We start from the raw sequence: 13387 nt of genomic DNA on the forward strand, positions 1-13387 counted from the left end.
CCGTTTGTTGTAATTATATTTTTTGTAACCGTTATCATTTGTAAGTTTAGCACTCCATTCCTGCTTCCAACAGGGTACGCTCATTGGGTATAATTCCACTTTTATTGGGTTTGATCTGCCTATACGTCAGTCGATATTCTCCGGCCCTGTACGCATCTGCTGCCTGTAGCGGCTGGGGCTTACCCCCTCCGTCGCTTTGAATACTTTAATAAAATATTTATCTGTTCGGTAGCCTGATCGCTCGCCGATTTGGGCAATCGTTAACTGAGTATGCAACAGCAACTCCTTAGCCCGTTGGATCCGTAGCCGATGCAGATATTCGCTGAAGGACAAACCACTTTGCTCCTTGAATAAAACACTAAAATAGCTGGCATTCAGGTGTGAATGCGCGGCAGTCTGCGCCATCGTAATGGATTCGTGAAGATGCTCCGCCATATAAGTGAAGGCACGCCGTACCGGATCACTAAGAGTAGCCGCCTGGAGATCAAGCTCTAGCAGAACAGGGTCAGCCAGCTTGTCCAGCTTCTCGTACCGCTGTCGCTCCTCTTCCAGCCGAAGCGCTTCATTTACCGCATTCAGCAGCTCCTGCTTATCAATCGGTTTGAGCAAATAATTGACGGCTCCCAGACGAAGAGCCTGCTGGACATAATCAAACTCCGCATAACCCGAGATGACAATGATCGCTGGTCGTCGTGAATCCCGTTCCAGAGAGCGGATTAAATCCAGCCCACTGAATTCCGGCAACCGGACATCCGTAATCAACAGATGAACGGTCTCTGCACGCAGTATATTTAACGCTTCCAAACCATTACCAGATGTCACAATCCGGTATTTCCCGGCGGCCCATTGCTCCAATGTCTGGTGTATCCCCTGACGTGTTCGCTGCTCATCGTCTACAATGACAATGGTTTTGGATGAAACTCTCATTCCTACCGCCCTCCATATTCATCAGGAATTTCAAAAGTGACCACAGTTCCTTCCTGCTCAGCACTATGTATCAGCACACCGTCCGTTGGATAAGATGCGCTATCATAATAAAGAGCAAGCCTGCGCTGCACATTCACTAGTCCCATACCGGTTCCCTTGCTCTGGCAGGCTGCTCCCCCCATCAACGCTGTACGCACAGCTGCAAGTTCTTCCAGTGTCATTCCAGGTCCGTTATCTATGACCGCGATCTTGGTCCAACCCGATCTGGTCGAAGGAGTGACACTAATTTCAACACGGCCGTTGCCGATGCGATTTTCGACACCATGCAAAATGGCATTCTCTAGAATAGGCTGGATCAGCAGTTTAGGAAGCGGAATTCTGGCTGCCTCCGAAGGCATATGAATTTGCCAGCTCAGACGTTCACCCAGACGCATCTCCATCAGTTCCAGATAACGACGGATTTGCGCCATTTCTTCCCCGAGGGTCACCCAAGAGTCATGGTGAGCCGGTTCGATAACATAACGAAACAGCCGCGACATGGACACCATCAGCCCGGCAAGCTCCTCTTCTCCCTTCTCCTGTAGTGACCAGTTGAAAGCATCCAGCGTATTAAAAAGAAAATGCGGATTGATCTGCGCCTGCAGAGCTTTAAGTTCGGTCTGGCTTTGTAAAACCTCCTTCTCGCAAATAACACGGATCAATTCATTGATATCGACAATCATTGTGTTGTACTCTGCGTTCAATTCTCGCAGCTCGACCGCTGCTGCCGGTTCTGGATTCAGGGCCAATGCCCCTTCCCGTGAACGACGCATCGCCTGAATCAAGTGACCTATCGGTCTTGTAATCAACGTAGACAACATAAAGGACATGAACAGGAATAGCACGGCACCAAGAGACGCGGAAATGATAAGTGTAGTCCGTAAAACCGTAATTCCGTCTGTGACGACGCTAACCGGAATCAGGATCAGCAGCGACCAGCCCGTCCGCTCCGACTGCTGAACTGCCTTCACATATTCCCGCTCCCCAATATGAACCGTCTGTGTCTTGCTATGCAGAACACCTGACAAATCCGCCTGGTTCATAGGTTCGCCCGACAGCAGCTGACCTTGACGATCTACAAGCAGCATGGTTTCATCCGCTTCTTCATTGACCGCTGACGCACCATTCAGTCCAAAATAACTTCGCTCCATACGGGTAATCAGGTACCCTCCACGTGAGAACCAGCGATCCACCAGGCTCACCTGCCGAATTGCCAGCAGTGACCGGGGGTCTTCGGGATCAATGCCGATCCAGACCAGTCTTCCTTTCATCTGATTCGCTTCCCGGATGTCTGCCTGTCCAATACGTTCCTCCAGACTGCCCTCTCTAATCGGAAACAACATCTTTCCTTCGGCGGTATACAGCTCCAGTGAGCCGACACTCGGCATATATGCCTGATAGCTATGCATCACTTGCAGTAGTGATTGACGCTGTCCGAAATTCACCTTGACCCCGTTGCGCTCCTCCAGCAGAATATGCTGAACAGACGGGTGATTCGCGACCTGCTCCGTCAAGCTATCCATCTGGCCGATTAATGCATCCAGCCTACCGCTTGCTTGTACCGCAGTCTGACCAATATGCCGCTCGGCACTGTCTTTTAACAGGTGAGACACATTGAGATAAATGAACGCCCCCGCCACACTCATCATAATGAGCATCACCAGTATAAATCCGATAAAAATCTGATTACGTAATGTGTTTAATGGCTGAAACCTTGACCTTGAACGCATAAGCCTTCTCCCCCTGAACCATCGCAGAAAAATGGGTGATGATAACGCTTTCCTTTTCCTATTCTATCGCATCGTTCGTCTTTGTTGGCATATTTTCAGCAGAGATTAATCAAAAGGGGCAGGAATGCTATGAAATAGAAAGGTCGTAGGGTAAACGAAAAAAATGACTCCCGACAAATGCAGGAGCCATCTACTGACCAGTTACACCGAAGCTTCTTTCAAATCACCCAAACTAAGGTACCGTCTAGGCTCCGAAACTTGTATATGAAATGGGTATCCTATTGGAGCGCAGCCAAAATGCGGTCGCACAGCTCCATCGTTTTCACGTTATCCCGTCCACTTGAATCAGGCGTCCGTCCTTCTTGGCAGCAGTTCATGAAATGTGCGATTTCACCAACAAAACCGCGCAAGTACAAATCACGGTATCCGCCCGACATCGCGGAGGCTGACGGTGTCAGAACCGTATCGTTTTCCGCAAGGGATTTCCAAGGAAGCTCTGTATGACTCTCCGACTTGTGAATGATCAGTGTATTCACCTCATCCGCGTTCGCAAAACCATGATCAAAGGTTACCGTGAACCCTTCGCTCTCGCGTGTCCATGCTGTCATACCTGCGAAGTATAGGCTACCCACTACACCATTTTCAAATTTCAGGGCAATCGTATGGGAAATACACTCGCCGTTATCGTTCGCAAATCCGGTAACCTGCACCACTTCTCCAAACAAATAACGTACCAGATCGACCATATGAACCGCCGCCAGCTTCATGAAATCTTCGCCAGTTTTGCAAAACAGGGTACTGTCCACGAGGAATTTCGCCTGAAACGAGCGTGCGGCTCCAAGTGAGCCACCCTCAATCAATTCTTTTAATTTTATGTATACAGGCGCGTAGCGCTTCATGAAACCGACCATCAGCACGACACCCGCTGCTTCTGCCGCATCTGCAATTTGGGCCGCTTCCTCGGCATTCCAGCCCAGTGGCTTGTCTACAAAAACATGTTTTCCAGCCTTAATGCAGTCTAGTACGAGCGAAGGATGATCTGCCGCTTGTGCAATCACGACAACTCCATCATAGTCTTCCTGCTCCAGCATAGCCTTGTAATTGTCATAAGGTGTGCCACTGCTTCCAAACCGCTGGAGTGCCGTCTTCGATCTGCTTAGATCTCTAGTCGCAATCGCCTGAATTTCAGCACCTGCCCCAATAACAGCAGGATATATATTCGTTGAAGCGTGAAAGCCAGCCCCGATAAAACACAGCTTCGCCTTGCTCATGTTAGTCCCTCCCATGTACACACTAAAATAATCCGATCCCATCGTACCATATTGCCGAAGTATATATACAGTGGCATAAAGATAAAGGACATGATTCTTAAGGAGAACAAGCTAAAAAAACCTTAACAAAGATAATCCCTTATCCTTGTTAAGGCTCTGTCTGTATCACCAGCAACAATCCTTAAAAATACATTCAATTACAGGGTTCAGACATTATCTTGTGGATAACGAAGCCCATTTTTGCTCCAGCCACTGATCAAATTCAGCACCCTTGTCGCCTTCGTAGATGTCATAAATATCGACTCTCATCTTGTGCAGCTTCTCGCGAAAATCGTTATAGGTATGGTCGGCTGGTAGGCTTTTTTTAATCCGCACCAGAATCTTCGTCAGACCCTTAACAAGTTCACCCTCTTTGCGAACAGGCGGCTGTACATTCTCGCCCCATTCCTGAAGTCTGCGGTAAGCGGCTTCCTGAACGGCATATACCGTATCATGATTCAAACGGTGTGTCAGCAAGTCAATCGTCTGCTGGTTCTTCCATGCACCCAGATCATTTACCGCGGCTAGGCGTGTTTTCCAATCGGAGGTTCGGTTTGCAGCTACTTTAAGCTGCTCATATACTTCTGCAAATTCTTGCTGAGTTTCGTTGTTCTCCAAAATCATCTCATCCTTTTCTAAAAATCACTATATTACTGTTCATCACGATTGCCGTTTGTTAAATATAACATACTTGCAGGTCTTCTTCTAAAAAAGATAAAAATGAAATGATCGGACGTTACAGGAAATCTGCACGTGCTGGTGTAAATGCATCTAGCAGAATACCGCCATCCTCCAGTGGGATACAGCCATGAAGAGTATCGGATGGAAAATGGATGCTGTCTCCTTCTTTGACGGTCTGCACTTCCTTGGTTTCGCCATTATCGATCATGAACTTAAAGCTTCCCTTTATTACATAAGTGACTTGTTCATGGACATGCTTATGCAACAGAATCTCCCCTGTTTGGGCTTTAGCAAACATCACTTTGACATACATAAGCTGGTCACTGTGGGCCAGCACTTTCCGGGTGGTATTACTGTCAACGATATCAATTTGAATATCTTGATCGTTAAAAAACATGGATAATTCCTCCTCTTTTTAAGCGCAAATGATTTTGACGCAAATGATTTAGATAAGTTATTTTGGAAAAATCTCATAAATCGATTTAGTTTAAAACCAGCGGAAAATAAGCCAAAGTACTCCTGAAAGGGTAGTAAAGTCGGGATCGGCGAATGTTACTCCTTCGGCACCCAAAAAGGAAAAGAGCGGCAAGGTGAGGGCCGGCAGCAGACAGAGCAAGAATCCATTAAGACAACTGGAAATAACAGCTCCTCTGAAACCACCGCTGGAATTGCCGAATATCGCGGCTGCACCACCAGCGAGGAAGCAGGCCATGATCCCCGGCACAATGACAGGCAATCCGATAAACGGGAAAAGAAAGACGCAGGCAACGCCTGTGAAGAAGCTGACCAAGAAGCCTACCAACGCGGAATTGGGTGATTTATCGAACAGTACCAGAACATCCACACCAGGGATTGCTCCAGGTGCGAACACTTGGGAGAAGCCTTTGAAAGCGGGTACAATTTCAGTTGTAAAAAGCTTAACACCTGCTTTTGCGATATACAAGCCGGCAGCAAAAATAGCTGACTGTTCGAGAATGAAGACGATATATTCTTTGCCATCCGATAATTTGCTGACATAATCAGAACCAGCAACCAGTCCAGATACCAGTAAAAGCACAAGCATCGTCAAGGTCGTTGCAACATTGGGGTCGCGCAAAAAACTGATGCGGTCATTAATTTTCACATTTTCGGTGTCATTTTCACGGTTGCCAAAAACTTTCCCTAAATAGGTACCCAGAATGTAAGAGGTCATGGAAGCATGAGCAATCGTATATTCATCCGATTTAATAATGTTTTTGCTGGCATTCCGGAGTAGGTAAGGAAACACCGCCATATAGCTCCCAATTACCAAAGAACCGACGATAATCGTAGTCAGCGAACTGAGACCCAGACCTTTCATAACGGCTGTAGCGGCAAAGCTCATAAACAAAATCAAGTGAAGAGACAAATAAATGTACTTGAACTTGGTCAGGCGTGCAAGCACGATGTTAAGGATCATGGAAAAGAGCAGAATGAGCGCAGCATCCGCCCCGATCTGATCAATGGTCAGTGCCATAATGGCTTCATTGCTTGGTACGACACCTTTAAGGTTGAACGCATAAGAAAAAATTTGGCTGAAGTTAGTGAGAACGCCACCTAAAATGCCGCCGCCGACCTTGATCATGGTGAAACCCATAAAAGAAAGGGTAGTTCCCGTAATGATCTCTGATACTTTCTTCCTCTGGAATATAAGGCCGAGTAATGTCACAATCGCGATAATGATGGATGGCTCCCTGATAATGCTCATAAACATTTTCATAGTGATCTCCGACTTTCTTTTATTTATTTTCCATTCTTACTAAATCGATTTAGTAATACTCGAAAAAAATTTCCCTCTCGGGAATGTAAAAAGAAGCAGAATCATTTTTTGTGAATTAAATCACAACTTACTCCATACATTATTCGTTAAGTTCCATTCCTCCCCTCTCTTCAATCGCAATCATCACTAAAATCAGGACATACATAAATGAAAGGGTATTCATGACTCGAATCATAAGATCATTATAGCTCTTTATTTTCTTTTTACAATAGAATTCATAAAAACGTTTTCAAAAAGATAAAAAGGACTTATTCAATCATTCAGTTCAGTTTTTGGACAGATTCTCTGTGGTTAATGACCGGATTCATTCGGATGATTTCTGACAGCTCCTCATGATCCTGTTCTTTTTGATCAATTTTCTCCAGCAGTAGCCTCGCACTTCTTTTCCCCATTTCAAAACTCGGCTGGGAAACGGTTGTGATCGGCGGATTATAAAAAGATGCAAAGGATACATCATCTATGCCAATCAAGGAAAAGTCATTAGGTATGGTCAGATGATTATTTTTTGCATAAATCAGCACCTGCTCCAAAATCATGTCATTCGTAGCAATAATTGCGGTGGGCGGATTCTCCATGTGGAATAGTTGTCCAATCAGATTAGGCATTTCATCCAACCTGCCGCTTTTGATATAGTTTTCATTCACTGATATGTCATGTTTGCCCAACGTATTTCGATAACCTGACAGCCGCTCACTTCGTGTGGTGATCGCTTTTTTGCCTAAGGGGAACGTGATAATCCCAATGTTGTTATGACCATGCTCAATGAGTGCTTCAACCGCAAGCTCGCTGGCCTTTTCATTATTCAATAGCACCGTATCCACGCTGATTTCATCGATTTTCCGGTCCACAAACACAAAAGGATAGCCATTCTTGGCAAGGGAAACATATAATTTCTTGTTCTCTTCCGTCGGGAAAATGATAAGTCCATCCACTTGCCGAGCAATCATCGACTGGACATACTTTTTCTCTTTGAGCGAATCATCATCGGTATTGCAGACAATGACCTGGACATTTTCCAGTTGGCATTCATCTTCAATGGCACGCACGACTTCTGTTGTAAATCTCGATAAAATGGTTGAAGAAATAACCCCCACAATGAAGGTCTTCTTCTGCTTGAGACTACGTGCCACCTCATTAGGTATATAACTGAGATCCTCAATCGCTTGCTCGATCTTCTTCTTGGTGTTTTCACTCATATAGTTGTACCTCTTTTGCAGAAACTGCGAAACTGTACTCTTCGACACCCCGGCACGTTCTGCAACTTCCTTCATCGTTGTCACCATAATTACCCTCCTTTCTTTTTCTGCATGTCAGGCGTATTAATTTTCAAATATAATTCTGCAACCTGTATGTAAAGTGAATTTCACTTTATTATATACCTTCTTTTACAGCAGGAAAATATAATAAATGAGGAGTTAGAGCGTGCCCTCAGCCCCTAAACAACCGCTCCCACAAAAGCTGGACACTTAGCTTAACCATCCGTTGCTACGAATCTATTGAATTCGAACGAAATCTTAGAAATATACGAATTTTATGAACTTGTTTGATGGAAGATTTGAACATAAAATGAAATTGTAATCGGTTACAAAAACATTCATATAAAGGAGGAAGCAAAAACATGAAGAAAAAAGGACTGAAAAAAACATTTTTCGTCATTGCCTCCCTCGTAATGGGCTTCACACTGTATGGCTATACTCCCGCTTCAGCAGATGCAGCCAGTGTGAAAGGATATTATCACACCCAAGGAAACAAGATTGTAGACGAATCCGGGAAAGAAGCGGCATTTAACGGCCTGAACTGGTTCGGTCTGGAAACCCCTAATTACACCTTGCATGGACTGTGGAGCCGCTCAATGGACGACATGCTGGATCAGGTGAAGAAAGAAGGCTACAATCTGATTCGTCTGCCTTACAGCAATCAGTTATTCGATTCCAGTTCCCGTCCAGACAGTATTGATTATCACAAAAACCCTGACCTGGTCGGATTAACTCCGATTCAAATTATGGACAAGCTGATCGAAAAAGCTGGACAACGCGGTATTCAGATTATCCTTGACCGTCACCGTCCAAGCTCAGGTGGGCAATCCGAGCTGTGGTACACATCCCAGTACCCTGAGTCTCGCTGGATTAGCGACTGGAAAATGTTGGCTGATCGTTATAAAAACAACCCTACCGTCATTGGTGCGGATTTACACAATGAGCCACACGGTCAAGCAAGCTGGGGCACAGGCAATGCCTCCACAGACTGGCGTCTGGCGGCACAACGTGCAGGGAATGCGATTCTGTCCGTGAATCCGAATTGGCTGATTCTCGTAGAAGGTGTAGATCACAATGTACAAGGCAACAATAGCCAATACTGGTGGGGTGGCAACCTGACAGGTGTAGCCAACTATCCTGTCGTTCTGGACGTACCGAACCGTGTCGTATATTCTCCTCATGATTACGGCCCTGGTGTGTCTTCGCAGCCATGGTTCAACGACCCGGCCTTCCCGTCCAACCTGCCAGCGATCTGGGATCAAACCTGGGGCTACATCAGCAAGCAAAACATAGCTCCGGTGCTGGTCGGTGAATTCGGCGGTCGTAATGTTGATTTGTCTACTACTGAGGGGAAATGGCAAAATGCACTCGTAGACTATATTGGTGCCAACAACCTGTACTTTACGTACTGGTCCCTGAATCCGAATAGCGGCGACACAGGCGGTCTGCTACTGGATGACTGGGTTACCTGGAATCGTCCGAAGCAGGATATGCTGAGCCGGATTATGAAGCCTGTTATTTTTGTAGCGGAACAAGCGAAAGCAGCCGCCGAATAAGCCTGTCGCCTGCTCCGCGGGTATATGACAACGGCCCATCCTTTGGGCATTTGACACAGGACAGGCTGCCCATGTTTTTTGCTGATTATCGTGAATGAGTAACTACGTAGTATCCTCATTTTAAAAGCCGCTTTTCCCTCCTTCAGGATCAGGTCATGCCAGACCTATAGAGGGGTGAAAAGCGGTTTTTTTAGGTAAACTTACATATACGTATAACAGATATTGAAGATTGACAATGAGCTATTTACTAAATTATCATTACCTTTTAATGTATTTCATAATGAATAGGTGGTGTTCACAAAATGTTTGGAATCGTAAATTATGAAGTATTTTTGCTTACTGGAATCCTCCTAAATCTAATTCCTGGTGCAGACACCATGTATATAATTGGGAAAAGCATTGCACAGGGGAGAAAAGCCGGTGTGTATTCTGTTTTCGGTATCATTAGTGGTTCTTTGATCCATACGTTGTTAGTTGCTTTTGGTTTATCAATTATACTTACAAAGTCAATTATCGTGTTCAACATGATTAAAATAATTGGAGTTATTTATTTAGTTTATCTAGGGGTTAGAATGCTATTAGATAAAACAAATGCAAGTTTTAGAGCATCTGAATCCAATAAACAACACAGCAACAGAAAAACATATCTACAAGGGATGTTGACCAGTCTTACGAATCCCAAGGTTTCTTTGTTTTTCATTGCCTTTCTTCCACAATTTATTGATACAAAGGCTTCTGAGCCCATTCCATTTATCATTTTAGGACTTACATTTTCGTTCACTGGATTGTTATGGTGCTTGTTTATTGCCTATTTTTCCTCTTACATTACCCATAAAATAAAAGTCAACCAAAGGCTTAGCAGCTATTTAAACAAAATAACCGGGATAATCTTCATCGGATTAGGATTAAATCTTCTTCGAACAAAGGCTCCTCAATAGACCTGAATAATTGTTCTCAAATGTTCCACTAACAGGAACGTTTTTGGATTCATCATATGACCGCCTATAGCTAAATGGTGGTCATATTTTTTTCAAGAATCAAAACAGTACAATAACAGCTAAGCTTTCCTCTTCTTCTTGACGCCTTCTTACCAGTTTTACACATTGTAAATTTCCCATCGAATGGGAACCCAGCACAGTCTGTTTTTTATCCCCATGCATTATTGGGGCCCTGCCGGTCTAGCGATCGGATTTATTTTAATCGTTGCATCGATATTTATATAACGTTGATTGCAAAACATGAGCTATTCCAAAGACCACAATGCGGGCCAGTTGCTCCCATTGTGGTCTTTTTCCTTTTCGCAGGTCAATTATGATCGGTTACCGTCATGGTTTACCTGTAGGCCAATGGATTTGGGGCAGGTGAAAACCTAGCTCATGCTTCGCCCCAGCTGCTCCACCTTGCTCAGCCAATCGTTGCGCTGCTGATCCGATAATTTATTCATGAGATCAATCGCAGTAGAATGCACTGGTTTGACCCCACATAGATGCAGCGTGGAATCCTTCATCATCCGATGCCCAGGCTGTCCCTGGAAAAATCGGTAATACCAGTGCGGACCATCCATCGTTGTAATGAGGCGGGCCGTTCTTCCTTTTAGAAGCTTGTCAGGCAGGGGTTTTCCTTTTTGATACTTAAACGCAAACCCCGGCATAAAGGTACGGTCAATGAATCCTTTCATTAATGCAGGCAAGCTGCCCCACCAGATCGGAAAGACAAAAACGAGATGTTCTGCCCATTTAATCGACTCCTGTGCTTGGATCAAATCAGGTTCCAGCGGCAATTTATTACGATATCCCCCTAATAGATTTGGATTAAAGTCCAACGCGGATAGCTGCAACAAACGAACCTCTGCCCCTGCAGCCTTCGCTCCTTTTACATAGGATTGAGCCAATGCTTCTCCATAACTGCCAGCGACTGGATTCCCTTGAATCACCAATATTTTTTTAGACATATAAGCCACTTCCTACCTTCATATTATGATTTTGGTTAGAAAACACTAACTTTATATTTAAAAAGAAAAGGTCACTACTGACCTTTACTTAATAAAGCAGTTAAACGTTGTTTGACCTCTGCTGCAAATGGAACCAACTGCTGTGGAAGTTCACCTTCCAGGCTGGACACGGACAAGCGTGTAATGGCTCCAATGATGAGCACACCGGATAGCAGAGCATCCTGCTTCGGCAGTTCACCTTGTTGAATCCCCTGTTCGATGAATTCAGTCAACGCCTCCAGCGGCTGACGCACATTCTGGCTCTGGCTTGCTTCAACATACAGCTCATGATGCTGTGATAGTAGAAGCAAACCATACTGGTCCTCATCATGCATATTCAGCACTTCATCCACCAGTTGATGGAAACGACTGACGAAGCTCCCACTCTGCTTGCGATAGAAGTCAATTAATGTGGTGTAGCTATTGCAATATTGCCCGAATACTTCCAAAGCCATCGCATCTTTACTCTTAAAATGCTTATAAATCGCGGCATCCGTCACACCGGCAGCCTCTCCAATTTCTTTGACCGAAATCCCGTCAATTCCTTTGGTTGCAAATAAGCACATCGCTGCCTGCAGAATATCTTTCTTTTTGCTGTCTATATGTGTTTTCTTATTCATAAGATTATAGTAAGTGATAACTAACTAAAATGCAAATTATATTTATGCAGGCTCATTCCTTCTTTAATACCTTCATTTAAAATCTATTGTAATTAACTAAAAATACCATTTTTTATAAGTGGATGTTCTTAAATACGTTAAATGATACGTGTATCATCCCATTTTATTCATATAAAAAAGATATGTAACCGAATAAAACGGGCGCTAGGACAGGTGGGACTCATTATGCTTGAGGTGCATGCAGTCACCCAGCAGGGAAAAGACTCAGGCAGTCTTGGATATGGAGCGACGAGCACATTTCCCCGCTGCAAAAAGTCGTGCAAGCCATCCATGACCAAGGCCCCAAAGATAGTCTACAGCTTTGGCATGTCGGACGCAAAGGCTCGTTGCCCCAAGAAACAGCTATATCTGCCTCTGGGTTGCCTCACCGCGAACAGTATCATCCACTGGATCGCACACTAAACCGAACAATTTCCACAATAATAGGTGTGCCGGGGAGAATTGCTTCCCCTTCGTTAAGGCGAATCGTCAGCGATGCAGGTGTCAGGCTGTACAATGTGCTTTCTTGTATCATTCCATTAATGTATAGATTGGCATAACTGTTACTTCCGACATTAAACCGCTGAAAAGCCTCCTGCACACCATCTACAGAAAATTGATCCGCCATAATCGTGACTGAAGAATCAATCTGGTCAGGAGCAAAATAAAAATACCGCTCAGCCGTAGGAACAATTTCAATATTTGAAATGTCAGCTGCCGGGCCGGTTGGCCCTGTTATACCTCGGGCTCCAGTAGGGCCAGGTGCACCTGTTGCACCTGAACTACCTTGGACTCCAGCCGGACCTGGCACTCCTGGCGCTCCCCGTGTTCCTGCTGGACCCTGTATTCCTGGTATTCCTTGGACTCCCGGTGCTCCCGCAGTTCCCGGTATGCCTTGCGCTCCTGCTAAACCTGGAATGCCTTGTACTCCGGTCAAACCAGTTTCACCCTGTAACCCTGTCAAACCGGGAATGCCTTGTGCTCCTGTCGAACCCGGAACACCTCGCTTTCCCGTCTTGCCCATTCTCCGCCTCCGCTTGGTAGGAGTATTTCTACATCTCCGTTGCATGATTAGCTTCGGATGCTTTTTGGCATGGAACCCCGTTTTTGTTCTACCTTGGAATGAATAACTTGTTTTACACTTTTTACGTTTGTTGATCTTGCAATGTACGGTTCTCTTTCCTTGCCTTCTTAGTGATGAATCGCGTCTACTCATATCAGCCGTATACACCTCCTTCTCACATGCTTATTTATGTATTGTATGCACATCCCCCTTTAGGGTTTTAGGCATTTGTAACCTTCAGATTCCAAGTATTCGCTTCCATCTGTATTTGTAGCAAAATAGGGCCTTCTCATTTACCCTATTATTAATAGAAAGGTTAATATGCCGTTTCCAAATAGGTTGAAAAATCATTTATTGATTAAGAGCCAGCGAATGGCT

At 44.9% G+C, this 13387-nt stretch carries 12 protein-coding genes; 2 read left to right on the forward strand and 10 right to left on the reverse strand.

The features are described 5' to 3' along the window. Positions 1–126: 126 nt before the first annotated feature. From G9G54_RS14795 to G9G54_RS14825, 7 genes are all read right to left on the reverse strand, one after another. Complete coding sequence (locus G9G54_RS14795; protein WP_165178631.1) at positions 127–927, reverse strand: response regulator; 801 nt, start codon at positions 925–927, stop codon at positions 127–129. Between the two features lie 2 nt (positions 928–929). Beyond that, the gene (locus tag G9G54_RS14800) at positions 930–2696 is read right to left on the reverse strand and encodes a cache domain-containing sensor histidine kinase (protein WP_165178632.1); all 1767 of its coding nucleotides are present in this window, start codon (positions 2694–2696) and stop codon (positions 930–932) included. Positions 2697–2974: 278 nt separating this feature from the next. Next, entirely contained in the window at positions 2975–3967 is a 993-nt protein-coding gene (locus G9G54_RS14805; protein WP_165178633.1) for a Gfo/Idh/MocA family protein, read from the reverse strand. 213 nt (positions 3968–4180) lie between these two features. Further along, the gene (locus G9G54_RS14810; protein ID WP_029515623.1) at positions 4181–4624 is read right to left on the reverse strand and encodes a HEAT repeat domain-containing protein; all 444 of its coding nucleotides are present in this window, start codon (positions 4622–4624) and stop codon (positions 4181–4183) included. Positions 4625–4742: 118 nt separating this feature from the next. Next, positions 4743–5084: a cupin domain-containing protein gene (locus tag G9G54_RS14815; RefSeq protein WP_023989787.1), complete on the reverse strand. Its 342-nt coding sequence runs from the start codon at positions 5082–5084 to the stop codon at positions 4743–4745. 90 nt (positions 5085–5174) lie between these two features. Then, the gene (locus tag G9G54_RS14820) at positions 5175–6413 is read right to left on the reverse strand and encodes a PTS ascorbate transporter subunit IIC (RefSeq protein WP_230486389.1); all 1239 of its coding nucleotides are present in this window, start codon (positions 6411–6413) and stop codon (positions 5175–5177) included. Positions 6414–6745: 332 nt separating this feature from the next. Further along, positions 6746–7768 (reverse strand): substrate-binding domain-containing protein, encoded by a 1023-nt coding sequence (locus G9G54_RS14825; RefSeq protein ID WP_165178636.1) that lies wholly within the window; start codon positions 7766–7768, stop codon positions 6746–6748. A gap of 335 nt (positions 7769–8103) precedes the next feature. Here G9G54_RS14825 and G9G54_RS14830 point away from each other — a divergent pair, with 335 nt between their 5' ends. Both G9G54_RS14830 and G9G54_RS14835 read left to right on the forward strand, forming a co-directional pair. Next, positions 8104–9297, forward strand: coding sequence for a glycoside hydrolase family 5 protein (locus G9G54_RS14830; RefSeq protein ID WP_165178637.1), 1194 nt, complete (start codon positions 8104–8106; stop codon positions 9295–9297). Positions 9298–9599: 302 nt separating this feature from the next. Continuing rightward, a complete protein-coding gene (locus G9G54_RS14835; protein WP_165178638.1) occupies positions 9600–10235 on the forward strand; it encodes a LysE family translocator in 636 nt (211 codons plus the stop codon). 431 nt (positions 10236–10666) lie between these two features. On the opposite strand, the gene G9G54_RS14840 is transcribed toward G9G54_RS14835, so the two are convergent. The 3 genes from G9G54_RS14840 to G9G54_RS14855 form a co-directional block, all read right to left on the reverse strand. After that, on the reverse strand, positions 10667–11248 hold the full coding sequence (locus tag G9G54_RS14840; protein ID WP_165178639.1) for an NAD(P)H-dependent oxidoreductase: 582 nt from the start codon (positions 11246–11248) through the stop codon (positions 10667–10669). Positions 11249–11322: 74 nt separating this feature from the next. After that, positions 11323–11907, reverse strand: a complete 585-nt coding sequence (locus G9G54_RS14845) for a TetR/AcrR family transcriptional regulator (protein ID WP_165178640.1) — start codon at positions 11905–11907, stop codon at positions 11323–11325. Between the two features lie 439 nt (positions 11908–12346). Beyond that, positions 12347–12970 (reverse strand): DUF4183 domain-containing protein, encoded by a 624-nt coding sequence (locus tag G9G54_RS14855; protein WP_165178641.1) that lies wholly within the window; start codon positions 12968–12970, stop codon positions 12347–12349. Positions 12971–13387 lie beyond the last annotated feature (417 nt).

Source organism: Paenibacillus sp. EKM212P, assembly GCF_011066115.1.
Taxonomy (GTDB): Bacteria; Bacillota; Bacilli; order Paenibacillales; family Paenibacillaceae; genus Paenibacillus; species Paenibacillus polymyxa_B.

Bases quoted from the DNA above. Each gene is read 5' to 3' on its own strand.
- G9G54_RS14795 (WP_165178631.1), bottom strand. From the start codon at position 927: ATGAGAGTTTCATCCAAAACCATTGTCATTGTAGACGATGAGCAGCGA.
- G9G54_RS14800 (WP_165178632.1), bottom strand. From the start codon at position 2,696: ATGCGTTCAAGGTCAAGGTTTCAGCCATTAAACACATTACGTAATCAG.
- G9G54_RS14805 (WP_165178633.1), bottom strand. From the start codon at position 3,967: ATGAGCAAGGCGAAGCTGTGTTTTATCGGGGCTGGCTTTCACGCTTCA.
- G9G54_RS14815 (WP_023989787.1), bottom strand. From the start codon at position 5,084: ATGTTTTTTAACGATCAAGATATTCAAATTGATATCGTTGACAGTAAT.
- G9G54_RS14820 (WP_230486389.1), bottom strand. From the start codon at position 6,413: ATGAGCATTATCAGGGAGCCATCCATCATTATCGCGATTGTGACATTA.
- G9G54_RS14825 (WP_165178636.1), bottom strand. From the start codon at position 7,768: ATGGTGACAACGATGAAGGAAGTTGCAGAACGTGCCGGGGTGTCGAAG.
- G9G54_RS14830 (WP_165178637.1), top strand. From the start codon at position 8,104: ATGAAGAAAAAAGGACTGAAAAAAACATTTTTCGTCATTGCCTCCCTC.
- G9G54_RS14835 (WP_165178638.1), top strand. From the start codon at position 9,600: ATGTTTGGAATCGTAAATTATGAAGTATTTTTGCTTACTGGAATCCTC.
- G9G54_RS14840 (WP_165178639.1), bottom strand. From the start codon at position 11,248: ATGTCTAAAAAAATATTGGTGATTCAAGGGAATCCAGTCGCTGGCAGT.
- G9G54_RS14845 (WP_165178640.1), bottom strand. From the start codon at position 11,907: ATGAATAAGAAAACACATATAGACAGCAAAAAGAAAGATATTCTGCAG.
- G9G54_RS14855 (WP_165178641.1), bottom strand. From the start codon at position 12,970: ATGGGCAAGACGGGAAAGCGAGGTGTTCCGGGTTCGACAGGAGCACAA.